Origin of the sequence: Blastococcus litoris, from assembly GCF_003075095.1 — a bacterium.
GTDB lineage: Bacteria > Actinomycetota > Actinomycetes > Mycobacteriales > Geodermatophilaceae > Blastococcus_B > Blastococcus_B litoris.
In genome coordinates, this window is the sequence record NZ_QCZF01000008.1 from 173,664 (window position 1) to 199,207 (window position 25,544).

Consider the following 25,544-nt stretch of genomic DNA (forward strand, 5'->3'; position numbering starts at 1 on the left):
TCGTGACCACGGTCCTGCTGGTCCTGCTCGGCGTCCTGGTCGTGGTGCTGGCGGTCGCCTTCCTGCTGCGCCGCCGCTTCCTCCTGTCCGGCCTCGGGGCGGTCACCATGTGGCTGCGCCCCGTCCGGTCGCCGCGGTGGTCGGTGGGCGTCGCCTGGTACGGCGGCGACATGCTGCTCTGGTACCGGGGGCTCTCCCTCGCGGTACGGCCGCACGAGCGGTTCTCCCGCGCCGAGCTGGGCGTGCAGGCGCGCCGCAGCGCCAGCCGGGACGACCTCGCCCTGCCCGCGGACGTCGTCGTCCTGACGATCACCACCCCGGAGGGGCCGCGCGAGCTGGCGATGGACCCCTCGACGGTGACCGGCTTCCTGTCCTGGCTGGAGTCCGCGCCCCCCGGGGGCTAGGGCTGCTCCGTCCGTGCGGCTCGCCGCTGGGCGTGGGCGCCGCTGTGCGCACCCGGCTCCCACAGGATGTCGCCGCCGGGGTTGGCCACCCGGGCCAGGATGAACAGCAGGTCCGAGAGCCGGTTGAGGTAGCGGGCCGTCTCGGGGTTGGTGCGCTCGGCGTCGACCTCGAGCAGAGCCCACACGCTGCGCTCCGCCCGCCGGGCCACCACGCGGGCCTGGTGCAGCAGCGCTGCTCCGGCGGTGCCGCCGGGCAGGATGAAGCTGTCGAGCTTGGGCAGCGTCTCGTTGTACTCGTCGCACGCCGCCTCCAGCCGCTCGGTGTAGGCGGCCGTCACGCGCAGCGGCGGGTACTCCGGGTCGGGGACGATCGGCGTGCAGAGGTCGGCGCCGACGTCGAACAGGTCGTTCTGGATGCTGCGCAGCAGTTCGGCGACGGCCGGCTCCGGCGCACCGAGCGCGAGCGCGGTGCCGATCACGCTGTTGGCCTCGTCGACGTCGGCGTAGGCCACCAGCCGGGGGTCGGTCTTGGCCACCCGGCTCATGTCGCCGAGGTGCGTCTGGCCGGCGTCGCCGGTCTTCGTGTAGATGCGGGTCAGCCGGACGGTCATGCCCCGGAGCCTAGAAGGGGCCGCCGTAGGGTGGTCACGTGGAGTGCTTCGAGGTGACCGGCGGTACGGCCCTGACCGGCCGGGTGCGGGTCACGGGTGCGAAGAACAGCGCGCTCAAGCTCATGGCCGCCGCCCTGCTGGCGCCGGGCCGCACGACCATCGACGAGGTCCCCGACATCCTCGACGTCGCCATCATGAGCGAGGTGCTCCGGCGGCTGGGCTGCGACGTCGACTACCGGCGGACCGGCGACGGCGGTGGTGGCGGGCGGGTGACGATCGACGTCCCGGAGGCGCCGTCGACCGAGACCGACTACGACCTCGTCCGCAGGATGCGCGCCTCGATCAGCGTGCTCGGGCCTCTCGTCGCCCGCTGCGGCAGCGCAAAGGTGGCGCTGCCCGGCGGTGACGCCATCGGCTCCCGCGGGCTCGACATGCACATCTCGGGCCTGGAGCGGCTCGGCGCCACGATCGTCAGCGAGCACGGCTTCCTCGTCGCCACCGCGCCCCGGTTGGTCGGGACGTCGATCTGGCTGGACTTCCCGTCGGTCGGCGCCACCGAGAACCTGGTCATGGCTGCAGTGCTGGCGAGCGGCACCACCGTCATCGACAACGCCGCGCGCGAGCCGGAGATCGTCGACCTGTGCTCGATGCTGCGGGCGATGGGCGCGCTCATCGACGGGGCGGGGACGTCGACGATCACCGTCGAGGGCGTCGGGTCGCTGTCGCCGGTCACCTACACGACCGTCCCGGACCGGATCGTCGCCGGCACCTGGGCCATCGGGGCGGTGATGACCCGTGGCGACGTCCTCGTCGAGCGGGCCGTCGCCGAGCACATGGCCGTGGCGCTGGACAAGCTCACCGACGCGGGGGCCACCGTCGAGGCGCAGCCCGGTGGCGTGCGGGTGGCGATGACCGAGCGCCCGCGCTGCGTGGACATCGTCACGCTGCCCTTCCCCGGCTTCCCAACCGATCTGCAGCCCATGGCGGTCGCCCTCGCGGCGGTCTCCACGGGGACGGCGCTGATCACGGAGAACGTGTTCGAGGGCCGGTTCATGTTCGTCAACGAGCTCGTCCGCCTCGGCGCCGACGTGCGGATCGACGGCCACCACGCGGTCGTCCGCGGCCGGGAGAAGCTGTCCAGCGCACCGGTCGTCGCGACCGACATCCGCGCCGGCGCCGGCCTGGTGCTGGCCGGCCTGGTGTCCGACGGCGTCACCGAGGTGCAGGAGGTGCACCACGTCGACCGGGGCTACCCGGACTTCGTCGAGCAGCTGCGCGGGCTCGGCGCCACGATCGAGCGGACCGAGCGCCCGGGCTAACCGGGGAACGTCGCAGCGAGGGACCGCGCGCGGGCGGCGTCCTCCGGGAAGACGAGGACGTCGACGCGGCGGGGGGCGGTGTCGCGGACCGTCGAGCGGATCCCGGCGTCCGACAGCACCGCGCGCAGGGCCAGCGCCGACTCCCGGCGGCTGAGCGTCGCGACGGCGGTCAGCAGGCCCTCGTCCGGCGGCGGCGCGGCGGGCCGGCGCGGCTTCTCGCGGCCGTGCCCGGTGCCGAAGGCCCAGCGCATGAACAGCGCGAGCAGGCCGAGGACGGCGAACGCGACCACCGGCCCCACCAGGGGCTGCACGCTGCCGGCCAGCGCCATCGACATGGTCGTCCTCCGCTCCGCCCGTTCGAGTGTGCCACCGCTCACGGTCCCCGGCCGGAGCTGCTACTCGCCGGTAACCGCCCTACACTCCGCCGGTATGCCGTTCCCTTCAGAGCCGAAGGAGCGCGACCGCCCCTGGGTCATGCGCACCTACGCCGGCCACTCCTCGCCGGCCGAGTCCAACGCCCTGTACCGGCGCAACCTCGCCAAGGGGCAGACCGGTCTCTCGGTCGCCTTCGACCTGCCCACCCAGACCGGCTACGACCCCGACGACGAGCTCGCGGTCGGTGAGGTCGGCAAGGTCGGCGTCCCGGTGACGCACATCGGCGACATGCGCGCCCTGTTCGACGGCATCCCGCTCGACGAGATGAACACGTCGATGACGATCAACGCCACGGCCATGTGGCTGCTCGCGCTCTACCAGGCGGTCGCCGAGGAGCACGGGCACGACGTCAGCAAGCTCGCCGGGACGACGCAGAACGACATCATCAAGGAGTACCTGTCGCGGGGGACCTACGTCTTCCCGCCGGCGCCGTCGATGCGGCTGATCACCGACATGGTCGCCTACACGGTGACGACCATGCCGAAGTGGAACCCGATCAACATCTGCAGCTACCACCTGCAGGAGGCGGGGGCGACGCCGGAGCAGGAGATCGCCTACGCCATCAGCACCGCGGTCGCCGTCCTGGACTCCGTCCGCGACTCCGGCCAGGTGCCGCAGGAGAAGTTCGGCGAGGTCGTCGCGCGCATCTCCTTCTTCGTCAACGCGGGCGTCCGCTTCGTCGAGGAGATGTGCAAGATGCGCGCCTTCACCCAGCTCTGGGACGAGCTGACGAAGGAGCGCTACGGCGTCGAGGACCCCAAGCACCGCCGCTTCCGCTACGGGGTGCAGGTCAACTCGCTGGGCCTGACCGAGGCGCAGCCGGAGAACAACGTCCAGCGCATCGTGCTGGAGATGCTGGCCGTGACCCTCTCCCGCGACGCCCGCGCCCGCGCGGTCCAGCTGCCCGCCTGGAACGAGGCGCTCGGCCTGCCCCGGCCGTGGGACCAGCAGTGGTCGCTGCGCCTGCAGCAGGTGCTGGCCTACGAGACCGACCTGCTCGAGTACGAGGACCTCTTCACCGGCTCGGTCGTGGTGGAGAAGAAGGTCGCCGACATCCTCGAGGGTGCCCGCGCCGAGATCGCCCGCGTGCAGGAGATGGGCGGTGCCGTCGCCGCCGTCGAGTCCGGGTACATGAAGGGCCAGCTGGTCGGCTCGCTGGCCGAGCGCCGCCGGCGGATGGAGAGCGGCGAGGACGTCGTCGTCGGCGTCAACAAGTTCGACACCACCGAGCCCAACCCGCTGACCGCCGATCTCGACACCGCGATCATGACGGTCGACCCGGCGGTCGAGAACGCCGCCCAGGAGGCGGTGCGGGCGTGGCGCGCCGAGCGCGACCAGGCCGCGGCCGACGCGGCGCTCGAGGCGCTGCGCGAGGCAGCCTCGTCCGACGTCAACCTGATGGCGGCCACCCTCGACTGCGCCCGTGCGGGTGTCACCACGGGGGAGTGGGCGGGCGTGCTCCGCGAGGTGTTCGGCGAGTACCGGGCACCGACCGGCGTGGCGGCGGCCAGCGGCAGCGGCGAGGCGGACGAGACGCTCCTGGACATCCGCGAGCGCGTGCGGGCGACGGGCGAGGAGCTCGGCGGCCGGCTGCGCTTCCTGGTCGGCAAGCCGGGCCTCGACGGCCACTCCAACGGCGCCGAGCAGATCGCCGTCCGGGCGCGCGACGCCGGCTTCGAGGTCATCTACCAGGGCATCCGGCTGACGCCGTCGCAGATCGTCTCGGCCGCCGTCGAGGAGGACGTGCACGTCGTCGGCCTGTCGGTGCTGTCGGGTTCGCACCTGCAGGTGGTGCCCGCTGTGCTCCAGGGCCTCAGGGAGGCCGGCCTGGACGACGTCCCGGTGGTCGTCGGCGGGATCATCCCCGACAGCGACGCGCGGCGGCTGCGCGAGCAGGGCGTGGCCCGGGTCTTCACGCCCAAGGACTTCGGCCTGACCGAGATCATGGGCCAGGTCGTCGACGTCATCCGCGAGGCGAACGGCCTGGAGGAGAAGGTGCCCGCTCCCGCCTGATCCGGCTAGCGTCGGGGCATGGCTGACGGCGCACCCCGGGTCGAGCGCGACGGCGACGTCGTCCGCATCACGATGGTGCGGGCGGCGCGCCGCAACGCGCTCTCCCGCGAGCACCTGACCCAGTTGCTCGCCGCCGTGACGGAGGCGGGGGAGAGCGACGCCACCGGCATCGTGCTGGGCGGCGAGGGACCGGTGTTCAGCGCCGGCCACGACTTCGCCGACGTCGCCGGCAAGCCGGTCGCCGAGGTGCGGAGCCTGCTGCAGCTGTGCACCGAGCTGATGGGCATGATCCAGCAGGTGCCGCAGGTGGTGGTGGCGCGCGTGCACGCGCTGGCGACGGCCGCCGGCTGCCAGCTGGTCGCCTCCTGCGACCTCGCGGTCGCGGCCGAGTCGGCCGGTTTCGCCGCCCCCGGCGGCAAGGGCGGCTGGTTCTGCCACACGCCGATGGTCGCGATCGCCCGGAACGTCGGGCGCAAGCGCGCCATGGAGCTCGCCCTGACCGGCGACGTCATCGACGCCCGGACGGCGCTGGACTGGGGCCTGGTCAACCGGGTGGTCCCGGACGCCGAGCTCGACGCGGCGGTGGACGAGCTCCTGGCCCGGGCGACGCGCGGGTCGCGGGCGAGCAAGGCGTGGGGCAAGCAGACGATGTACGCCCAGCTGGACCGCCCCGAGCGGGACGCCTACGCGACCGCCGTGGAGGTCATGGCCGCCGCGAGCCAGCTCGAGGGCGCCCGGGAGGGCATGGCCGCGTTCCTCGAGAAGCGGCCGCCGGTCTGGACCGACTGAGCGCGGGTTCCCGCGGCCGGGTGAAACGGGCCACAACCCGGCATGAGACGCGGCCGGCCCGCATTGACCCTTCCGTGCAGAACCTGTGGGGCCTCACGCGTCGGCGGGCCCTCGACTTCGGACGGATGACGACCGCCGGCTGTTGACGCCGGCCGCTGCTCGTCCCCTCCTCGTCCGTTCCCCCGAAAGGCCCTCTTCGTCGTGCTCGCCCGTCTCCGCCGCGTGCCCTTCGCGGCGCAGGTACTCCTCGCCCTCGTCGTCGGCGTCGCCCTCGGCTTCGTCGCCCGCGAGATGGGCCCCGTCTCCGACGGGTCGCCCAACTGGCTCACCAGCACCCTCCAGACCATCGGCGGCACCTTCGTGACGCTGCTGAAGACGCTGGTCCCGGCGCTCATCGTCACCGCGGTGATCGTCAGCATCGCCAACCTCAAGCAGGTCTCCAACGCCGCCCGGCTGGCCGGTCAGACGCTGCTCTGGTTCGCCGTCACCGCGCTGATCGCCGTCGGCATCGGCATCGGCCTGGGCCTGCTCCTCGAGCCCGGCCGCAACAGCTCCGTCGACGCCTCGAACGCCCAGGCCGTCGGGACCACCGGCGGCTGGTGGGACTTCCTCAACGGCATCGTGCCGGGCAACGTCTTCGGCCTGCAGGCCTCGGCCGGTGACGACGGCTCCGTCGGTCTGTCGTTCAACGTGCTCCAGCTGATCGTCATCGCGGCCGCCATCGGCATCGCGGCGCTCAAGGTCGGCGAGGCGGCCGAGCCGTTCCTCGGCTTCGTGCGCTCCGCCCTGGCCATCGTCCAGAAGGTGCTGTGGTGGGTCATCCTGCTCGCGCCGCTGGGCACCGTCGGCCTGATCGGCAACGCCGTGGCCAGCTACGGCTGGGAGTCCCTCGGTTCGCTGGGCGTCTTCGCCGGTGCCGTCTACACCGGCCTCGCGCTGGTGCTGTTCGTCGTCTACCCGGTGCTGCTCCGGCTGCACGGCCTCTCGCCGCTGCGCTACTTCGCGGGCGCCTGGCCGGCCATCCAGCTGGCCTTCGTCTCCCGCTCGTCCATCGGCACCCTGCCGGTGACCGAGCGGGTGACCGAGCAGAACCTCGGCGTCCCCCGGTCCTACGCCTCGTTCGCCGTGCCGCTGGGCGCGACGACGAAGATGGACGGCTGCGCCGCGATCTACCCGGCGCTGGCCGCGATCTTCGTGGCCCAGTTCTTCGGCGTGGACCTGTCGATCACCGACTACCTGCTGATCGTGCTCGTCTCGGTCATCGGCTCGGCGGCCACCGCCGGCGTCACCGGCGCGGTGGTCATGCTGACCCTCACCCTGTCGACGCTCGGCCTGCCGCTGGCCGGTGTGGGTCTGCTCCTCGCGATCGACCCGATCCTCGACATGGGCCGTACCGCGGTGAACGTCGCGGGTCAGGCGCTCGTCCCGACCATCGTGGCCAAGCGCGAGGGCATCCTCGACGTCGAGCGCTACCGGTCGACCTCGACGATCGACCCGCTCGCCCGGGTCGAGGAGCGCAAGGGCGTCGACGCCGACCTGCGTCTGCCCGAGCCCGCCGCCGCGTAGCTCCGCACGCACCCGACCGGCCCGGTCCTCCGTCCTGGAGGGCCGGGCCGGTCGTCGTCTCAGCCGGTGAGGTCGGCGCAGCCGGTCTCGTCGGGCAGCAGCGGGCGGAACGTGACCGACCACCGGCTGCCGTCGGGGGACAGCCACGGCGTGAGGACGTTCGCGTCCTGCGCCGCCGCCACGACGGCGGCAGCCTGCTCGCCCGTCGCCGTCACGCAGCCGAGGTCGGGGAGCGGGCCGACCGGCTCGCCGGGCAGCGGCGGACCGGGCCAGGCGACAGCTTCCGGCGTCAGCCCCTGGGCGACGTCCTCGTCCGACGCCGTCCACGGACGGGTGATCGCGGCGACCGCGTCGGGCGTCCACGGCTCCGGGGCCGGAGGCCCGGCGGCGAGGTCGCCGACCGCCGTGAACAGGTCGAGCAGCTCCGCCCGGGCGGCCTCCTGCTCGTCCGTGAGCCCGCTGCCGGGCATGCCGGCGGTCTCGCTGAGCGCGTACACCTCGCGGACGTGGGTCCCCTCCTCGGTCACCAGCGTGAACCGGGTGGACGGCGCGTCGGCGATCGGGGGCGTGCCCAGGTCGCCGGTCTCGGCGACGCCCGCGGCCAGCGCGCGGTCGGCGAGTTCCTGGACCCCGTCCGCGCCGATGTCGAGCACCTGGACGTTGGGCCAGGCGAACCCGGGGTAGATGAGCGCGACCGGGCCCTCGACGAACACCCGGCCGTCGCCGTAGACGCTGGCGACGGGCAGCCGGCCGACGGTCGTCTCCGGCGTCACGAAGCCGCCGGTGTACTCGACCCGGAACACCAGCGCCGCCGGGTCCGCCGGCACCTGGGCGCTGCTCGGGGAGGCGGCGTCCGGAGGTGGCGACCCGGTCCCGCGCTCGGCGCAGCCGGCCACCCCCAGCGCCAGGACGACGAGGACCGCCGGGCCGGCTCCGCGCACGATCGTCATGCCTCTCCGACGACGGGGCGGCGGGCCGGGTTCCCGCGCGCGGTAGCGTCGGGCCCCGTGCGCCTGGTCATCGCCCGCTGCTCCGTCGATTACATCGGGCGGCTCACCGCTCACCTGCCGATGGCGACCCGCCTCCTGCTGGTGAAGGCCGACGGCTCGGTGTCCATCCACGCCGACGACCGCGCCTACAAGCCGCTGAACTGGATGACCCCACCGTGCACCCTCAAGGAGGACGTCACCGACGGGGCCGGCACCTGGACGGTGACGAACAAGGCCGGTGAGCAGCTGATCATCACCATCGAGGCGGTCGAGCACGAGCACTCCCACGACCTGGGCGTCGACCCCGGGCTGCAGAAGGACGGCGTCGAGGCCGAGCTGCAGCGGTTGCTCGCCCTCCACGTGGAGACCTTCGGCCAGGGCTGGTCGCTCGTCCGCCGCGAGTACCCGACGGCGATCGGGCCGGTCGACCTGCTCTGCCGCGACGCCTCGGGCGCGGTGGTGGCCGTGGAGATCAAGCGGCGGGGCGAGATCGACGGCGTCGAGCAGCTGACCCGCTATCTCGAGCTGCTCAACCGCGACCCGCTGCTGGCGCCGGTCAAGGGCGTGTTCGCCGCGCAGGAGATCAAGCCGCAGGCACGGGTGCTCGCCCAGGACCGCGGCATCGACTGCGTGACCGTCGACTACGCCGTCCTGAAGGGCACCGACGACCCCTCGCAGCGGCTGTTCTGAAGTTACCGACGGGTAGGCCCGCGAGGCGGCCACCGGCCCGGGGTGAGAGACTGCCCGCGATCACCGGCGATGGGAGATGGCAACGTGGCCAGGGAACTGAACGAGGTCGGCGTCGTGGGGCTGGGCACCATGGGTGCCGGCATCGCGGAGGTGCTCGCACGGGCGGGCCTGTCGGTCACCGCCGTGGAGGTCACCGACGAGGCGCTGGCCCGCGGCCGCGGCCACGTCGAGCAGTCCACCGACCGCGCGGTGAGCCGCGGCAAGCTCGACCCCGCCGACCGGGACGCCATCTTCGAGCGGATCCGCTTCAGCACCTCGCTGGAGGACCTCGCGGACGCCGAGCTGGTGATCGAGGCCGTGCCGGAGCGCATGGAGCTCAAGGCCGAGGTCTTCACGCAGCTGGACAAGATCTGCGCACCGGACACGATCCTGGCCACCAACACCTCGAGCCTCTCGGTCACCGAGCTCTCGGTCGTCACCGGACGCCCGAGCAAGGTCATCGGCATGCACTTCTTCAACCCGGCCCCGGTCATGAAGCTGGTCGAGGTCGTGCAGACGGTCGTCACCGAGCCCTCGGTCGTCGAGGACGTCGAGGCGCTGGCCGAGCGGCTGGGCAAGGTCGACGTCACGATCGGCGACCGCGCCGGCTTCATCGCCAACGCGCTGCTGTTCGGCTACCTCAACCACGCGGTCTCCATGTACGAGAACCGCTACGCCACCCGCGAGGACATCGACGCGGCCATGCGGCTGGGCTGCGGCCTGCCGATGGGCCCGCTCGCGCTCATGGACCTCATCGGCATCGACACCGCCTACGAGATCCTCGACACGATGTACAAGCAGTCGCGCAACCGGCTGCACGCGCCCAGCCCGGTGATCAAGCAGATGATGACCGCGGGGCTGCTCGGCCGGAAGTCCGGCCGCGGCTTCTACAGCTACGCCGAGCCGGGCTCGGCCCAGGTCGTCGACGACGCCGCGACCCCCGCTGCGGGCGGGGCCGCCGAAGGCGCCCGGGCGGTGCAGGCGGTCGGCGTCATCGGGTCCGGCACGATGGCCACCGGGATCATCGAGGTCGTGGCCAAGGGCGGCTACGACGTCCGGTTCGTCGCTCGCACGCCGGAGAAGGTGGAGGCCGTCACGACGGCGCTCACCAAGTCCCTCGACAAGCAGGTCGTGCGCGGCCGGCTGGAGGAGACCGCCAAGGACGAGATCCTGGGCCGCGTCAGCGGGACGACGTCGCTGGACGAGCTCGCCGACCGCGACCTCATCATCGAGGCCGTCGTCGAGTCGCTGTCGGTCAAGGAGGCGCTGTTCGCCAACCTCGGTGAGATCGCCAAGCCCGGCGCGGTGCTCGCGACGACGACGTCCAGCCTGCCGGTCATCGAGTGCGCCAAGGCCAGCGGCCGCCCCGCCGACGTGGTGGGCATGCACTTCTTCAACCCGGCGCAGGTCATGAAGCTCGTCGAGGTCGTCTCGACCATCTCGACAGCTCCCGACGTCGCCGCCACCGCGCACGCGGTCAGCGCGAAGCTCGGCAAGCACGCCGTCGCGTGCACCGACCGGGCCGGCTTCATCGTCAACGCGCTGCTCTTCCCGTACCTGAACGACGCGGTGAAGATGCTCGAGGCGCACTACGCCACCGCCGACGACATCGACGCCGCGATGAAGGTGGGCTGCGGGTACCCGATGGGGCCCTTCGAGCTGCTCGACGTCGTCGGCCTCGACGTGTCGCTGGCCATCGAGCGCGAGCTCTACATCGAGTTCCGGGAGCCCGGCTTCGCGCCGGCTCCGCTGCTCGAGCACCTGGTCACCGCCGGCTACCTGGGCCGCAAGACCGGCCGCGGGTTCCGGGACTACGCCAGCCGCTGACGGGTGCCCCGTCGCCGTCCCCGGGCCGGCTCGCGACCCACCGGTCGTGAGCCGGCCCGCCGGACCGAGCAGGTCGAGGAGGCCGCGGACGGCGACTGGGTGGTCCGCTCCGTCACGGGCGCCGCGACGGGGAAGACCTACCGCTGCCCGGGCTGCGACCAGGAGATCCGGCCCGGGACGCCGCACGTGGTGACCTGGGCGGCCTACGCTCGCGACTCCGACCTGGACCCCTGGGACACCGACACGGCGGCCGACCTGCGCCGGCACTGGCACACCGCCTGCTGGCGGGCGCGCGACCGCCGCCGCTGAATCAGCCGACCGCCTCGGCGAAGACCACCACGTTGTCCCGGTAGCTCCCGGCGGCGCGGTCGAACGACCCGCCGCAGGTGATCAGCCGCAGCTCCGCGCCGCTGGTGGGTGCGTACACGTCGTCCACCGGGAAGTCGGTCTTCGGCCGGGAGACGACGCGCGTGACGGTGAAGCGCGCGGTGCTGCCGTCCGCCCGACCGACGACGACCTCGGCACCGGGGCGCAGCTCGCCGAGGCGGGAGAACACCGCGGGCGCGCCCGCCCAGTCGACGTGCCCGGCGATGACCGCGGGGCCGGGCAGGCCGGGAACCGGGCCGCCGGTGTACCAGCCCGCCAGCGCGGGGTCGGCGGGCGGCACGAGCGCGCCCGCGCTGTCCAGCCCCGCCCCCGCGAGCAGGGCGTCCACGCCGGCGTCCGGGACGCTGAGGCGGACGGGGGCGGCGGGGGAGCCGGCCGCGCTGACCGCCACCACCGGCGCGACCGCTTCGGCTGCGCCGGCCGGGGCGGTCACCCCGGTGACGGCGGCCAAGCCCGTCGCGACCAGCAGCACCCTTCCCCGCCGGCCGGCGAGGACCAGCCCGGCCAGGGCGGCGAGGGCGGCGAGGGCGACCGGAGCGGGACCGCCGGGGAGGTCGCCGGTCCCCGCCTCGACCGCGCCGGTGGGCACGACGGAGGGGCCGGCGGCGTCGACGACGGGGCGCACCAGGAGCCCGCCGCCCTCCCCGTCCAGGACGAGGAGGGTGACGACGGAGCCCGCGGCGAACGTGACCGGCACCGGCTCCGCGTCGCCCACGAGCAGGGTCGCCGGACCGGCGGGAACCGTCCGGGGCTCGGCGGCCGCGCCGAAGGGGAGCCCTGACGCGAGCGCGGGTCCGCCGCTCAGCGCGACGTCGGCCGCCGGGAGGCTCCCGGCCGCTGCCAGGACCCGGACGCGTGCGGACCCGGGCGGGGGAGCGGACAGGTCGTCGGTCAGCGTGGCGACCCCCAGGTCGGCGAACGAGCCGGTGAGGGTCACCGTCAGGGCGCCGCCCGCCGGGACGTCGACCCGCGCCGACAGGGCCGGCGGCACGCTCCGCGCCGCTCCCTCGGCGCGGACGCTGACCGCGTAGCTGCCGGCGGGGAGGTCGAGCGCTTCGCTGACCGCCCCGTAGGCGAGGCCAGTGGTGGCGTCCTCACCCGGGTCGGTCAGCGGCCCCGTCCGGTCCGACGGCAGGGGAGCGACCGCGACGTCCACGGCGGGGGTGTCGGGGGAGAGGTGCGCGAACCGCAGCTGCCCGCCGTCCTCCGCGCCCGCCGCGGGCATGCCGAGGGACGCGCACAGCAGACCCACCACGACGACGAACAGCCCGCGCGCCGACCGGACCTCGCGGTCCGGCGACGGGCGGGCTGCCGGTCGTGCGTCTGGGTTCAGGAACGCCCCTGGCTCACCGGCTGGTCGATCGCCTGGGTCGGCGGGCCCTGGACGGGGGTCGCCGTGGCGCCGGGACGCGGCGGCATCGGCAGCTGGCGCGTGGCCGGCTCGGTCCGGGTGGGCTGACGAGCCGCGGCCGCCTCGCCCTCACCGCGGGACGCAGCACCCTGGGGAGCGGCGGCGGGTGCGGTCGTCGTCGACGGGGTGGGCGAGGGGCGGCGCTCGGGCTCCCGGGCCGGGGTGGCGGCGGTGGAGCTGCCGGTCGCCGGGGCGCTGCTCGTGCCCGCCTCCGCGCCCTGGGACGACGAGGAGGACTGCTGGGCCGCGGGCTGCTGCGCCGGGGCCTGCGGGGAGGCGCTCTGCTTCGGCTGGGGCGCGGTCTGCTGGGGGCGGTCGGAGAGGTCCGGCAGCGTGGTCAGCAGCTGGCGAGCGGCGAGCAGGCGGCTGGTGAGCTCGTCGCGGACGTCGCGGATGGCCTCCGCCTTGGCCTCCGCCTCGGCGATGAGCTGGGCGGCGTGCTGCTCGGCGGTCGCGATCCGCTGCCGCGCGGCCTGGGTGGAGACGCGCTCGCGCTCCTCCTCCTGCGCGGCGGCCTCGGCCCGGCGCGCACGCTGGGCGATGTCGAAGTCCTCCTCGACCTTGGCCCGGCGCGCCTGCGACTCGGCGTCGAGGCGGGCGACCCGCTCCTGGGCCTTGGCCACGAGCTCGTCGGCGCGCTGCTGGGCCTTCTGCATGATCTGCTCGGCGTTCTGGCGGGCCTCGGCGAGCATCCGCTCCACCTCGGCCTGACCGGCGGCGTGCCGCTCGAGCAGGGCCCGCTCCTCGGCCGCGGTCTGCTCGCGGACCGCCTGGGCGTCGAGCTCGGCGGCGCGGCGGATCTCGCCGGCCTCCTCCTCGGCGAGCTGCAGCATGTGTTGGATGCGCTCGCTGATGTTCTCGAAGGTCGGGGCCGAGGCCGTCGCGGCCTTGCGGCGCAGCGACTCGATCTCGCCGTGCAGCGCGGAGAGCTGACCGGCCAGGTCGGCCGAGCGGTTCACCGCGGCGTCGCGGTCGGCGAGCGCGATCCGGAAATCGGCTTCGAGCCGCTCGATCGTCTCCGCCACCTGGTTGCGGTCGTAACCCCGCAGGACCACGTCGAACGAGTGCTGGGCCTCGTGGATCGGCAGCAGGTCGCGGCGGGGATCGCTCATGTCTCCATCCTCGCAGAAGGTCCGGGGCTCGTCAGCGTGTCGCCGGGAGATCGATGCCAGTGGGACGGCTGTGCAACGCCTCGGGGCCCGGCCGCAGCTGCGGCCGGGCCCCGAGGGACGTGGTGCTAGACCCCGCGGAAGCGGTTGATCGCGTCGAGGTGCTTCTCGCGCTTCTCCCGGTCGCGCACCCCGAGACCCTCCTCGGGGGCCAGCGTCAGGACGCCGACCTTGCCCTGGTGGGCGTTGCGGTGGACGTCGAGGGCGGCCTGGCCGACCTCCTCCATCGGGTACACCTTCGACAGGGTCGGGTGGATGAGCCCCTTGTCGATCAGCCGGTTGGCCTCCCACGCCTCCTTGTAGTTGGCGAAGTGGGAGCTGAGGATCTTCTTCAGGTTCATCCACAGGTACCGGTTGTCGTACTGGTGCATGTACCCGGTGGTCGAGGCGCAGGTGACGATCGTGCCGCCCTTCTTCGCCACGTAGACGCTGGCGCCGAAGGTCTCCCGGCCGGGGTGCTCGAAGACGATGTCGACGTCCTCGCCGCCGGTCAGCTCACGGATCTTCTTGCCCAGGCGCTGCCACTCCTTGGGGTCCTGGTTGTCCTCGTCCTTCCAGAACTTGTACTGCTCCGCCGACCTGTCGATGATCAGCTCCGCGCCCATCTTGCGGACGATCTCGGCCTTCTCCGGGCTGCTCACGACGCAGACCGGGATGGCGCCGCCGTTGAGCGCCATCTGGGTGGCGTAGGAGCCCAGGCCACCGGAGGCGCCCCAGATGAGGACCGTGTCGCCCTGCTTCATGTTGGCGCCGTTGCGGCTGACCAGCTGGCGGTAGGCGGTCGAGTTGACCAGCCCGGGGGCCGCGGCCTCCTCCCAGGAGAGGTGGCCGGGCTTGGGCATCAGCTGGTTGCTCTTGACCAGGGCCAGCTCGGCCAGGCCGCCGAAGTTGGTCTCGAAGCCCCAGATCCGCTGCTGCGGGTCCATCATCGTGTCGTCGTGGCCGGCGGGGTCCTCGAGCTCGACCGAGAGGCAGTGCGCGACGACCTCGTCGCCGGCCTTCCACTTGTTCACGCCCGGGCCGACCGCCAGGACGACGCCGGCGAGGTCGGACCCCACCACGTGGTAGGGCAGGTCGTGCCGCTTGGTCAGCTCGGAGACGCGGCCGTAGCGCTCCAGGAAGCCGAAGGTCGAGACCGGCTCGAAGATCGACGTCCAGACGGTGTTGTAGTTCACCGACGACGCCATGACGGCGACGATCGCCTCGCCCGGCCCGAGCTCCGGCGTCGCCACCTCCTGGACGTGCAGCGACTTGCGCGGGTCCTTCTCCTTGGTGGCCATGCCCTGGAACATGTCCTGCTCGTCCTTGCGGACGACGACGGCGCGGTAGGACTCCGGCACCGCCAGTCCTGCAACGGCATCCAGCTGGTCGGCGAGGATGGCGTCCCTGATCTCGTTCACGCGTACTCCCGGGTCTTCGTCGGCTCGGTAGGGCGGTGCGTCGAGCGGATGTTACTGGTGAGTAATGGTCAGTGCCCAGTCGCGGGCTGCACGAGTTCGACGAGCACCCCGCCGGCGTCCTTCGGATGGATGAAGTTGACCCGGCTGTCGGCGGTGCCGCGCCTGGGCTCGTCGTAGAGCAGGCGCAGGCCGCGCTCGCGCAGCGTCGCGCTGACCGCCTCGACGTCCTCGACCCGGAAGGCGAGCTGCTGCAGGCCGGGGCCGGAGCGACCGATGAACTTCGCGATCGTCGACTCCGGCGTGAGCGGCGCCAGCAGCTGGATCCGGGTGCCGCCGTCGCCGACGGCGAGCATGGCCTCGCGGACGCCCTGCTCCTCGTTGGTCTCCTCGTGCACCGACTGCACCCCGAAGGCCTGTGCGTAGAAGGCGATGGCCTCGTCCAGGTCGGGCACGGCGATGCCGACGTGGTCGATCGTCGTGAACAGCTCGCCGGGCAGCCCGGCACGCGTCTCGTTGGTCACGCGGGCATCCTGCCGCCAGACGTCTCAGACGTCACATCGATGTGGCGGGGTTCACCCCCGGGTGGTCGAGCCCGGATGCGGGGTGGCTCGTTGTCCAGGGCGCCCTATCCTCATGCCACGAGATCGGCACACGACACGGCTGCCAACGGCGGCGGCCCGGTACTGGAGGCAGCAATGTCCCGCTCCGTCATCGTCAGCGGCGCCCGCACCCCGATGGGCCGGCTGCTCGGCTCGCTCAAGGACTTCTCCGCGGCCGACCTCGGCGGCGTCGCCATCAAGGCGGCGCTGGAGCGGGCCGGCATCTCCGGCGACCAGGTCGACTACGTGATCATGGGTCAGGTCATCCAGGCCGGCGCGGGCCAGAACCCCGCCCGTCCCGCCGCGGTCGCCGGTGGCATCCCGATGTCGGTGCCCTCGTTCACGCTGAACAAGGTCTGCCTCTCTGGCCTCGACGCCATCGCCCTGGCCGACCAGCTCATCCGCGCCGGCGAGTTCGACGTCGTCGTGGCCGGTGGCATGGAGTCGATGACCCAGGCGCCGCACCTGCTGGCCAACTCGCGCACCGGCACGAAGTACGGCGACACGAAGCTCGTCGACGCGATGGCCCACGACGGCCTCTCGGACACCTTCGACCAGGTCGCCATGGGCGTGCTCACCGAGCAGGCGAACAGCCGCTACGACCTGACCCGCGAGGAGCAGGACGAGTTCGCCGCCGCCAGTCACCAGAAGGCCGCGCGGGCCTGGAAGAACGGCATCTTCGACGAGGAGGTGACCCCCGTCCTCATCCCGCAGCGCAAGGGCGACCCGATCGAGTTCAAGGAGGACGAGGGCATCCGCCCCGACACCACCGCCGAGAGCCTGTCCAAGCTCAAGCCCGCCTTCGCCAAGGACGGCACCATCACGGCCGGCACCGCCTCGCAGATCTCCGACGGCGCCTGCGCTGTCGTGGTGATGAGCGCGGAGAAGGCGGCCGAGCTCGGCTGCACGGTGCTCGCCGAGATCGGCGCGCACGGCGTCGTCGCCGGTCCGGACGCCACGCTGCAGAGCCAGCCGTCGCGCGCCATCCAGAAGGCCTGTGCCCGCGAGGGCATCGACCCCAAGGACCTCGACGTCGTCGAGCTCAACGAGGCCTTCGCGGCCGTCGGCATCGTCTCCACCCGCGAGCTCGGCATCGACCCGGAGAGGGTCAACCCCAACGGCGGCGCCATCGCCCTCGGCCACCCGGTCGGGATGAGCGGTGCCCGCATCGTGCTCGACCTGGCGCTCGAGCTCCGCCGCCGCGGTGGCGGCGTCGGCGCCGCGGCCCTGTGCGGCGGCGGTGGCCAGGGCGACGCCCTGATCCTGCACGTGCCCGCGAAGGCGTGACGGACGGCGTCGCCGTCCAGACGGACGCCCCCACCGCCTCTCGTGGGCGGCGGGGGCGCCGTGCTGCCGACGTACCCACCCTGGTGGAGCGGGCCCGTGAGGGCGACGCCCGTTCGGTCGCGCGGCTGATCTCGCTGGTCGAGGACGCCAGCCCCGCGCTGCGCGAGGTGGCCGCGGCGCTGGCGCCGCACACCGGCCGCGCCCAGGTCCTGGGCCTGACCGGCTCGCCGGGTGTCGGCAAGTCGACGTCGACGACGGCGCTGGTGCGGGCGCTGCGCGCCGCCGGCAAGCGCGTCGGCGTCCTGGCCGTCGACCCGTCCTCCCCGTTCTCCGGCGGCGCGCTGCTGGGCGATCGCGTGCGCATGCAGGACCACGCCGGCGACAGCGGGGTGTACATCCGGTCGATGGCCTCGCGAGGGCACCTGGGCGGGCTGTCGTGGGCCACGCCCCAGGCGCTCCGGGTGCTGGACGCCGCCGGCTGCGACGTCGTCCTCGTCGAGACCGTCGGGGTCGGCCAGTCGGAGCTGGAGATCGCCTCGCTGGCCGACACGACGCTCGTGCTGGTCGCGCCGGGCATGGGCGACGGCATCCAGGCGGCCAAGGCCGGGATCCTCGAGGTCGCCGACGTGTTCGTCGTCAACAAGGCCGACCGGGACGGCGCCGACCAGACCGTGCGCGACCTCCGGTACATGCTGTCGCTGGGCGGCCGGCACTCCGAGGCCGGGCACTGGCGGCCGCCGATCGTGAAGACCGTCGCGAGCCGCGAGACCGACAACGGGGTCGACCAGGTGCTCGAGAAGATCGAGGCGCACCGCGAGTGGCTCGAGTCCTCCGGCGAGGGGCAGCGGCGGCGCAGCGAGCGGGCGGCGCGCGAGATCGAGGCGATCGCGCTGGCGTCGCTGCGCGAGCGCATGGGTGACGTGCACGGGTCGGCGGCCCTGGGCGCGCTGGCCGACCGCGTGGTCGCGGGGGAGACCGACCCCTACCGGGCCGCCGACGAGCTGCTCGACCAGCTCTGAACGGGCACGTCGCCCCCGGGGCGGCGAGGATGGGCGGGTGAACGGGAAACCCGACGCCGTCGTCGTCGGAGCCGGGCCCAACGGGCTCGCCGCCGCCCTGCGCCTGTCGGCGGCAGGGCTGCGGGTCCAGGTCGTCGAGGCGGCCGAGCGGCCGGGTGGCGGGATGCGCACCGAAGAGCTGATGCGCCCCGGCTACGTCCACGACGTGTGCTCGATCGTGCAGCCGATGGCGGCCGCCGCGCCGTTCTTCCGGGAGTTCGCCCCGGAGAGCCGCGGGGTGCGGCTGGTGCAGCCGGAGATCAACTTCGCCCACCCGCTCGACGGCGGGCGCGCCTCGATCTCGGTCCGGTCGTTGGAGGAGACCGCGGCGGGGCTGGGGCAGGACGCCGCCGCGTACCGGCGTCTGTTCGGGCCGCTGGTCGAGCACGGCACCGACGTCGTCGACTTCTTCCTGACCAGCAGGCTGCGCCGGCTGCCCACCCGCAGCCCGCTGCAGATCGCGCAGTTCGGGCTGAACGGGCTGCCCAACGTTCGCTGGCTGGCCCGCCGGTACTTCGAGAGCGAGGAGGCGCGCGCCCTCCTGGGCGGCGCCGCGGCGCACGGGATGCTCGACCTGACCCAGCCGCTGACCTCGGCGCTCGGGATGCTGCTCGCGATGCTGTCCCACCACGCCGGCTGGCCGTTGATCGAGGGCGGCTCGCAGAACCTGGCCGACGCGATGGTGCGCGCGCTGGAGGAGCAGGGTGGCGAGGTCGTCACGGGGCACCACGTCACCGACCTGCGCGAGTTCGAGGGCGTCCCGGCGGTGCTGCTCGACACGACGCCGGAAGCCTTCGTCGGCATGGCCGGCGACCGGGTGAACGAGGGCTACCGGCGGTGGGTGCGGCGGTACAAGCACGGCGCCGGCGTGTTCAAGATCGACTGGATCCTGTCCGAGCCCGTGCCGTGGACCAACCCGGACGTGCGCCGGGCGGGCACCATCCACATCGCGGGCAACCTCGACGAGACGATCGCCGGCGAGCGGGCGCCGAACGAGGGCCGCGTGACCGACAAGCCCTACGTGCTCGCCGTCCAGCCGACCGTGCCCGACCCCACGCGGGCGCCCGAGGGTGGGCACATCTTCTGGGCCTACGTGCACGTGCCGCACGGCGCCGACGTCGACATGACCGAGGCCATCGAGAAGCAGGTCGAGCGGTTCGCGCCGGGCTTCCGGGACACGGTGGTGGAGCGGTGCACGAAGAACGCCGTGGCGATGGAGCAGTGGAACCCGAGCTACGTCGGAGGGGACATCTCCAACGGCCAGGCGACGCTGCGGCAGATGCTGGCCCGCCCGGTGCCGCGCTGGAACACCTACAAGACGCCGGTGACGGGCGTGTACCTCGCCTCCGCGGCGACGCCGCCGGGCCCCGCGGTCCACGGCCAGTGCGGTGACAACGCCGCCCGGGTGGCGCTGCGCGAGGTGTTCGGCGTGCGGGAGGTCCCGCCGCTGCGCCCCGCTCTGCGCTGAGCGGGGCGGCGGGGAACCGGATCAGGCGATGCGGCGGGCGAAGTTGTAGCCCTCCATGTCGACGCTGGTGACCTCGACGCCGGTGGATTCGTTCGCGGCGTGGACCATCTGGCCGTTGCCGACGTAGATGCCGACGTGGCTCACCGGGCTGTAGAAGAACACGAGGTCGCCGGGAGCCAGGTTCGCCCGGTCGACGGGCGTCCCCAGCTCCGACTGGCCGCTGCTCGAGTGCGGCAGCGAGATGCCGGCCGAGGCGTAGGCGAACTGCGTCAGACCCGAGCAGTCGAAGGAGTCCGGGCCGGCGCCGCCGTACTGGTACGCCTTGCCGGTCTGCGCGTTCGCCGTCTGCCACGCCTTGTCGGCCGCCGGGCTCGGGGCGGTGTCCGTGCTCGCCGCGGCCGTCGTCCCGGCGTGGGCGGGCGTGGCCACGACCGGCGAGAGCGCGATGGTCAGCGAGGCGGCGGCCCCGGTGAACAGCCCGGCGCCGAGCCGGCGGAGCGGGCGGCGGCCGGTGGAGGGGAGTCGGTGGGCGTGCACGGTCGGCTGAGTGGTTCCCACGGGTGGGAGCTCTCCTTCCCTTCGCCCGCCGCGGGCACGGCGCAGCACACCTGCGCTGGGGGCTGGGTGCTGGTCGCGCTCGCTCACCGGGCGGGCCCTGGTGGGCACACCGCCCCGGGACTGCGGCGGTACCGGCGCCGGGGCCACCCTCGTCGGGCGACGACCACCCGGCCGGCTCATCGACCGTACGAAGCGGTCAGGGGGACCACAACCGGAGAGTCGTCATGTCGAGTCATCGACTCGGCGACATGTCGCGCCAGCAGCGGGAATACGGGCCCTCCTGTGGACCGGGTCACCTCTGCTCCGGCGTCGTCCCCGAGGCGGCCACTTCACCGGGTGCGATGGCTGGTGCAGGGACAGCGCTCCGCCGGAGAGCAGGGACGGGCCCGGTAGCGTTCGCCGCATGGTGCGACCGCTGGGGCTGCCCTTCGACCCGATCGAGCGGGCGGGTCGGAGATGGGAGCAGCGGTTCGGCCCGGCGTCGGCCATGCGGGCCGCGACGAGCGTCTTCCGGGTCCAGCAGATCCTGCTCGCCCGGTTCGACGAGGTGCTCAAGCCGCACGCGCTGACGTTCGCCCGGTACGAGGTGCTCGTCCTGCTCACCTTCAGCCGCACCGGCGAGCTGCCGCTCAAGGTGATCGGCAGCCGGCTGATGGTGCACCCGACCAGCGTCACCAACGCGATCGACCGGCTGGTCGCGGCGGGGTACGTGCGGCGCCGGCCCAACCCGGACGACGGCCGCGGGGTGCTGGCGGGGATCACCGATGCAGGCCGGGACGTCGTCGAGGTGGCCACCAAGGCGCTCACCGATCTCGACTTCGGCCTCGCCGATCTCTCCGAAGCGGACCGCGAGACGCTCTTCGACGTCCTCCGCCGGGTGCGGCTCGGCGCCGGAGACGTCGACGCCGGATAGTTGGACGTCCTACTATCTGGTCATGGGAACCGACGCCGGGCAGCGGTGGCAGCAGCGGTACGACGCGGCGCTGGCCGCGGGCAAGGTGCGCGACGCCGACTTCACGACGCTGTCGGGCGTCGAGGTCCAGCCGGTCTACGGGCCCGCTGACGAGTCGGCCGTCGAGGACTTCGCGCGGATCGGCTATCCGGGGGAGTTCCCGTTCACCCGGGGGTTGCACGCCACCGGCTACCGCGGGCGGGCGTGGACGATCCGCCAGTTCGCCGGCTTCGGCAACGCCCGGCAGACCAACGAGCGCTACCGGATGATCCTGGCCGAGGGCGGTGGGGGCCTCTCCGTCGCCTTCGACATGCCGACCCTCATGGGGCGCGACTCCGACGACCCCCGCGCGCTGGGCGAGGTGGGCCACTGCGGCGTCGCGATCGACAGCGCCGCCGACATGGACGTGCTCTTCGACGGCATCCCGCTCGACGGGACGACGACGTCGATGACGATCAGCGGTCCCGCCGTGCCGGTGTTCTGCATGTACCTGGTGGCAGCCGAGCGGCAGGGCGTCGACCTCGGCAAGCTCAACGGCACCCTGCAGACCGACATCTTCAAGGAGTACATCGCGCAGAAGGAGTGGCTGTTCGCCCCCGAGCCGCACCTGCGCCTGATCGGCGATCTCATGGAGTACTGCGCCGAGAAGATCCCGGCCTACAAGCCGATCAGCGTCTCCGGCTACCACATCCGCGAGGCCGGCTCGACCGCCGCGCAGGAGCTGGCGTACACGCTGGCCGACGGCTTCGCGTACGTGGAGCTCGGGCTCTCCCGCGGGCTGGACGTGGAGCAGTTCGCGCCCGGGCTGAGCTTCTTCTTCGATGCGCACATCGACTTCTTCGAGGAGATCGCCAAGTTCCGCGCCGCGCGCCGCATCTGGGCCCGCTGGCTGCGCGACGTCTACGGGGCGAAGAGCGAGAAGGCCCAGCAGCTCCGCTTCCACACCCAGACGGCGGGCGTGAGCCTCACCGCCCAGCAGCCGGACAACAACATCGTGCGGACGGCGATCGAGGCGCTGTCGGCGGTGCTCGGCGGCACCCAGAGCCTGCACACCAACGCGCTCGACGAGGTGCTGGCGCTGCCCAGCGCCAAGGCCGCGCAGATCGCGCTGCGCACGCAGCAGGTGATCGCCGAGGAGACCGGCGTCATGAACGTGGCCGACCCGCTGGGCGGGTCCTGGTACGTCGAGGCGCTCACGGACGAGCTCGAGCGGCAGGCGGAGGAGATCTTCGCCCGCATCAGGGACATGGGCAGCGACGGCACGATGACCTCGGGCATCCTGCGCGGCATCGAGGACGGCTGGTTCACCGGCGAGATCGCCGAGGCGGCGTTCGTCTACCAGCGGGCGCTGGAGAAGGGCGACAAGAAGGTCGTCGGCGTCAACACGCTCGCCGGCTCCGTCGAGGCCCACGACAAGCTGGACATCCTCCGGGTCAGCCACCAGGTCGAGATCGACCAGAAGGCTGAGCTCGCCGGCCGGCGCGGGCAGCGGGACGACGACGCCGCACGGGCCGCGGTCGCGCGCATGGTGGAGGTGTCGCGCACCGACGCGAACATGGTCCCGGCCATGCTCGACGCCGTCCGGGCGGAGGCGACCCTCGGCGAGATCTGCGACGCGCTGCGCGCGGAGTGGGGGAGCTACACCGAGCCCGCCCGGTTCTGACCTCTCTCGTTCCGCATGGCCCGGTGACGTAACTCACCGGTAACTTCGCTCGTTCCGCACGGCACTGCTCCCGGATCCCGGAGGTCGTCGTGCGGCTGCCCGCCCTGCCCACATCGCTCGTGCTGGTCACCGGCCTGGTCGTGGCCGGCCTGGCCACCCCGGCTGCGGCGACCCCTGCACCGCAGCAGGAGGACTACGGGTCGGTCCGCAACGTGCTTCCACCCGGGCAGCGCGGCTCCATGGACCTCCCCGGCACGATCGGGGCGGTGCTCGGTGACCCGCTCGGGCGGGCGGCGGTCGACGGGCAGAACGCGCCGGACAACTTCGCCGACCAGCTGGAGATGTACGACGCCCTCAACGCGGCCGACCTCTCCGCGCTGACCGAGGAGGACCTCCCGGCCTACTACAAGGACGCCCCGCTCACCCTGACCGACGACGAGGCGGTCAGCGTCGAGCGGCCGCGGGACGGCGTGGTCATCCGCCGCGACGGGTACGGCGTCCCCTACATCGAGGGCGAGACCCGGGAGGACGCCGCGTTCGGCTCCGGGTACGCCGGGACGCAGGACCGGATGTTCCTCATGGACGTCCTCAGGCACGTGGGCGCGGCCCGCGCCGCCGAGTTCCTCGGCCCCAGCGAGGCCAACATCGCGATGGACCAGGAGCAGCTGCGCTCGGCGTTCTACACCGAGGAGGAGGCGGCCGCCCAGGTCGAGGAGGTCGCCGAGCGCTTCGGCGAGGAGGGGCAGCGGCTGCTGGCCGCCTTCGACGCCTTCATCGCCGGCATCAACGCCGCGCAGCAGCAGCTGTGCCCGGGTCTCGTGCTCGGCCCGGAGTGCCCGGCCGAGTACGTCGCCCTCCAGCGGGTGCCCGAGCCCTGGGACCGCGCGGACGTCGTCTACATCGCCTCGCTGGTCGGCGGCATCTTCGGCAAGGGCGGCGGAGCCGAGTTCGCCAACGCCCGCTGGCTCCAGCAGCTCGAGCAGCAGTTCGGGGCCGACGAGGGACGGCGGATCTTCGACGACCTGCGGTCCGCCGACGACGAGCACGCCCCGACCACGTCGTCCACCGCGGCGCCGTACGGCGGCGGTCCGGTCGACCCGACGAAGCCCGGCGTCGCCCTGCCCGACCTGGACGGCGAGACCGCCCCGGGCACGGGTGCGGACGCCGGCGCGGGGGAGCTGCCGCTGCCGTCGCTCGGCGCGCTGTCCGGCCGGCTCGACCCCGCGCCGATGGCGGTGACCACGCCGTTCGGCACGATCGACCTGGCCGCGGTCGCCGACGGCATGAGCAACGCGGCGCTGGTGTCCGGTGACCGCACCGCCGACGGGCACCCGGTGACGGTGTTCGGCCCGCAGACCGGCTACTACGCGCCCCAGCTGCTCACCGAGCAGGCCGTCGTCGCCCCGGGCATCCACGCGCGGGGTGTCTCGTTCGCCGGGACCAACCTGGTGGTGCAGCTCGGCCGCGGCGTGGACTACGCCTGGTCGGCCACCAGCGCCAACAGCGACAACGTCGACACCGTCGTCGTCCGCCTGTGCGAGCCCGACGGCGGCGAGGCGACGGTGGAGTCGGAGGGCTGGCTGGACGGCGACCGCTGCGTGCCGATGGACCGGCACGTGCACGAGGAGGTCGCGACGCCGACGCTCGGCGGCGCGGGGGCGCCGCAGGTGCTGGAGTTCCTGGTCCTGCGCACCGACGACGGCATCGTGCAGCTGCGGACCACCGTCGACGGCGAGCCGGTCGGCATCGTGACCCAGCGGACGACCTACCACCGCGAGCTGGACTCGGTCGTCGGCTTCGAGCGGTTCGGCAACCCCGAGGTCACCTCGGACGCCGCGAGCTTCCAGGGGGCCGCCGCGGCCATCGACTACACGTTCAACTGGTTCTACGCCGACGATCGCGACATCGCGTACTTCTCGTCGGGCCGGCTGCCGGTCCGCGCCGAGGGGACCGATCCGCACCTCCCCCGCTGGGCCGGTGACGAGTACGCGTGGCAGGGCTGGCTGAGCGCCGGCGACCACCCGCAGCAGGTCAACCCGCCGTCGGGCTACTTCGTCTCGTGGAACAACAAGCCGGCGCCCGGTTGGGCCGCGGCCGACGACGGCTGGGGCTGGGGACCGGTGCAGCGCAGCCTCGCGCTCTCCGACCGGGTGGGCGCCCTGGCGCAGGGCGGCGGGGTGACGACGACCGACCTGGTCGCCGCCGTCCAGGACGCCGCCACCGTCGACTCGCGTGCCTTCTACACGCTGCCGCACCTGCTCGACGCGATCGGGGACGACCCGGAGCTCGCCGAGGCGGTCGCCCTGCTGCGCGACTGGGCCGGCCGGGGCGCGCACCGCATCGACTCCGACCGGGACGGCGCCTACCAGGACCAGGCGGCGGTCGCGCTGTTCGACGCCTGGTGGGAGACGACGGCCGACGACGGCTCGGTGCAGTCGGTGGCGCACGAGCTGCTGCGCGGGACGCTGGGTGACCTCGTCACCGAGCTGCCGCAACGGCTCGACGACCACCCGCGCCAGGGGCTCGGCTCCTCCTGGAACAACGTGGCCTGGTACGGCTACGTCGTCCGGGAACTGGCCGGCGAGGAGCTCCGGGGCGACGGCGACTGGTCGCGCTCCTACTGCGGCGGCGGCGACCGGGCCGCCTGCCAGGAGGACCTGCGGGCCTCGCTGCGCGCCACGGTCGACCGCGTGCTGGCCGAGCAGGGGGTCTCGTCGGTGGACGAGCTGACCTACGACAAGCACGTCGACGACATCCGCTCGGTGGCGACGGGTGTCGTGGGCGTGCGGGCCATCGACTGGCAGAACCGGCCGACCTTCCAGCAGGTGGTGGAGTTCGACCGCCACCGGCCGCGGAGCTGACCGCCCCGACACGCCCGGCGGCGAGACGAGTGGGGCCCGGAGGGTCCCG

General features: G+C 73.3%; 22 protein-coding genes. 14 read left to right on the plus strand and 8 right to left on the minus strand.

The features are described from left to right. The first annotated feature begins 2 nt into the window (after positions 1 to 2). Positions 3 to 404 carry a DUF2550 domain-containing protein gene (locus DCS98_RS17605; protein WP_116452682.1) on the plus strand — a complete coding sequence of 134 codons (402 nt, stop codon included), beginning with the start codon at positions 3 to 5 and terminating at the stop codon, positions 402 to 404. Here DCS98_RS17605 and DCS98_RS17610 read toward each other — a convergent pair. After that, positions 401 to 1,015, minus strand: coding sequence for a cob(I)yrinic acid a,c-diamide adenosyltransferase (locus tag DCS98_RS17610; RefSeq protein WP_116452683.1), 615 nt, complete (start codon positions 1,013 to 1,015; stop codon positions 401 to 403). The genes DCS98_RS17605 and DCS98_RS17610 overlap by 4 nt on opposite strands. A 38-nt stretch (positions 1,016 to 1,053) precedes the next feature. Here DCS98_RS17610 and murA point away from each other — a divergent pair, with 38 nt between their 5' ends. Beyond that, positions 1,054 to 2,334, plus strand: coding sequence for a UDP-N-acetylglucosamine 1-carboxyvinyltransferase (gene murA, locus DCS98_RS17615; protein WP_116452684.1), 1,281 nt, complete (start codon positions 1,054 to 1,056; stop codon positions 2,332 to 2,334). Here the strand turns inward: murA and DCS98_RS17620 are convergent. Then, entirely contained in the window at positions 2,331 to 2,669 is a 339-nt protein-coding gene (locus DCS98_RS17620) for a hypothetical protein (protein WP_241038269.1), read from the minus strand. The genes murA and DCS98_RS17620 overlap by 4 nt on opposite strands. A gap of 94 nt (positions 2,670 to 2,763) precedes the next feature. Here DCS98_RS17620 and DCS98_RS17625 point away from each other — a divergent pair, with 94 nt between their 5' ends. From DCS98_RS17625 to DCS98_RS17635, 3 genes are all read left to right on the plus strand, one after another. Next, entirely contained in the window at positions 2,764 to 4,782 is a 2,019-nt protein-coding gene (locus tag DCS98_RS17625; protein ID WP_116452685.1) for a protein meaA, read from the plus strand. An 18-nt stretch (positions 4,783 to 4,800) separates the two neighbouring features. After that, on the plus strand, positions 4,801 to 5,571 hold the full coding sequence (locus DCS98_RS17630) for an enoyl-CoA hydratase-related protein (RefSeq protein WP_116452686.1): 771 nt from the start codon (positions 4,801 to 4,803) through the stop codon (positions 5,569 to 5,571). Between the two features lie 201 nt (positions 5,572 to 5,772). After that, a complete protein-coding gene (locus tag DCS98_RS17635) occupies positions 5,773 to 7,137 on the plus strand; it encodes a dicarboxylate/amino acid:cation symporter (protein ID WP_116452687.1) in 1,365 nt (454 codons plus the stop codon). 59 nt (positions 7,138 to 7,196) lie between these two features. Here DCS98_RS17635 and DCS98_RS17640 read toward each other — a convergent pair whose 3' ends face one another. Beyond that, positions 7,197 to 8,087 carry a hypothetical protein gene (locus DCS98_RS17640; RefSeq protein ID WP_116452688.1) on the minus strand — a complete coding sequence of 297 codons (891 nt, stop codon included), beginning with the start codon at positions 8,085 to 8,087 and terminating at the stop codon, positions 7,197 to 7,199. 57 nt (positions 8,088 to 8,144) lie between these two features. Here DCS98_RS17640 and nucS point away from each other — a divergent pair, with 57 nt between their 5' ends. The 3 genes from nucS (at position 8,145) to DCS98_RS17655 (ending at position 10,991) form a co-directional block, all read left to right on the plus strand. Beyond that, complete coding sequence (gene nucS / locus DCS98_RS17645) at positions 8,145 to 8,816, plus strand: endonuclease NucS (protein ID WP_116452689.1); 672 nt, start codon at positions 8,145 to 8,147, stop codon at positions 8,814 to 8,816. 84 nt (positions 8,817 to 8,900) lie between these two features. Continuing rightward, on the plus strand, positions 8,901 to 10,682 hold the full coding sequence (locus tag DCS98_RS17650; protein ID WP_116452690.1) for a 3-hydroxyacyl-CoA dehydrogenase family protein: 1,782 nt from the start codon (positions 8,901 to 8,903) through the stop codon (positions 10,680 to 10,682). A 3-nt stretch (positions 10,683 to 10,685) separates the two neighbouring features. After that, a complete protein-coding gene (locus DCS98_RS17655; RefSeq protein ID WP_116452691.1) occupies positions 10,686 to 10,991 on the plus strand; it encodes a hypothetical protein in 306 nt (101 codons plus the stop codon). A 1-nt stretch (position 10,992) separates the two neighbouring features. On the opposite strand, the gene DCS98_RS17660 is transcribed toward DCS98_RS17655, so the two are convergent. The 4 genes from DCS98_RS17660 to mce form a co-directional block, all read right to left on the minus strand. After that, a complete protein-coding gene (locus DCS98_RS17660) occupies positions 10,993 to 12,324 on the minus strand; it encodes a class F sortase (protein ID WP_116452692.1) in 1,332 nt (443 codons plus the stop codon). Between the two features lie 74 nt (positions 12,325 to 12,398). Continuing rightward, positions 12,399 to 13,592, minus strand: coding sequence for a hypothetical protein (locus DCS98_RS17665; RefSeq protein ID WP_116452693.1), 1,194 nt, complete (start codon positions 13,590 to 13,592; stop codon positions 12,399 to 12,401). A gap of 125 nt (positions 13,593 to 13,717) precedes the next feature. Continuing rightward, a complete protein-coding gene (gene ccrA / locus DCS98_RS17670; protein ID WP_116452694.1) occupies positions 13,718 to 15,049 on the minus strand; it encodes a crotonyl-CoA carboxylase/reductase in 1,332 nt (443 codons plus the stop codon). A gap of 68 nt (positions 15,050 to 15,117) precedes the next feature. Next, positions 15,118 to 15,570, minus strand: coding sequence for a methylmalonyl-CoA epimerase (mce, locus tag DCS98_RS17675; protein WP_116452695.1), 453 nt, complete (start codon positions 15,568 to 15,570; stop codon positions 15,118 to 15,120). 174 nt (positions 15,571 to 15,744) lie between these two features. Between mce and DCS98_RS17680 the strand changes: the two genes are divergently transcribed. The 3 genes from DCS98_RS17680 to DCS98_RS17690 all read left to right on the plus strand — a co-directional run bounded on the left by DCS98_RS17680 (position 15,745) and on the right by DCS98_RS17690 (position 19,461). Then, complete coding sequence (locus DCS98_RS17680; protein ID WP_116452696.1) at positions 15,745 to 16,935, plus strand: acetyl-CoA C-acetyltransferase; 1,191 nt, start codon at positions 15,745 to 15,747, stop codon at positions 16,933 to 16,935. Between the two features lie 83 nt (positions 16,936 to 17,018). Then, positions 17,019 to 17,954, plus strand: a complete 936-nt coding sequence (gene meaB / locus DCS98_RS17685; RefSeq protein WP_241038279.1) for a methylmalonyl Co-A mutase-associated GTPase MeaB — start codon at positions 17,019 to 17,021, stop codon at positions 17,952 to 17,954. A 37-nt stretch (positions 17,955 to 17,991) separates the two neighbouring features. Further along, on the plus strand, positions 17,992 to 19,461 hold the full coding sequence (locus DCS98_RS17690) for a phytoene desaturase family protein (RefSeq protein ID WP_116452698.1): 1,470 nt from the start codon (positions 17,992 to 17,994) through the stop codon (positions 19,459 to 19,461). A gap of 21 nt (positions 19,462 to 19,482) precedes the next feature. On the opposite strand, the gene DCS98_RS24030 is transcribed toward DCS98_RS17690, so the two are convergent. Continuing rightward, complete coding sequence (locus DCS98_RS24030) at positions 19,483 to 20,019, minus strand: C40 family peptidase (RefSeq protein WP_338070215.1); 537 nt, start codon at positions 20,017 to 20,019, stop codon at positions 19,483 to 19,485. A 403-nt stretch (positions 20,020 to 20,422) separates the two neighbouring features. On the opposite strand from DCS98_RS24030, the gene DCS98_RS17700 reads away from it, so the two are divergent. From DCS98_RS17700 to DCS98_RS17710, 3 genes are all read left to right on the plus strand, one after another. Beyond that, complete coding sequence (locus DCS98_RS17700; protein WP_116452700.1) at positions 20,423 to 20,932, plus strand: MarR family winged helix-turn-helix transcriptional regulator; 510 nt, start codon at positions 20,423 to 20,425, stop codon at positions 20,930 to 20,932. Between the two features lie 22 nt (positions 20,933 to 20,954). After that, the gene (locus DCS98_RS17705; protein WP_116452701.1) at positions 20,955 to 22,634 is read left to right on the plus strand and encodes a coenzyme B12-dependent isobutyryl-CoA mutase large subunit; all 1,680 of its coding nucleotides are present in this window, start codon (positions 20,955 to 20,957) and stop codon (positions 22,632 to 22,634) included. Positions 22,635 to 22,723: 89 nt separating this feature from the next. Beyond that, on the plus strand, positions 22,724 to 25,495 hold the full coding sequence (locus tag DCS98_RS17710) for a penicillin acylase family protein (protein ID WP_116452702.1): 2,772 nt from the start codon (positions 22,724 to 22,726) through the stop codon (positions 25,493 to 25,495). Positions 25,496 to 25,544: the final 49 nt, after the last annotated feature.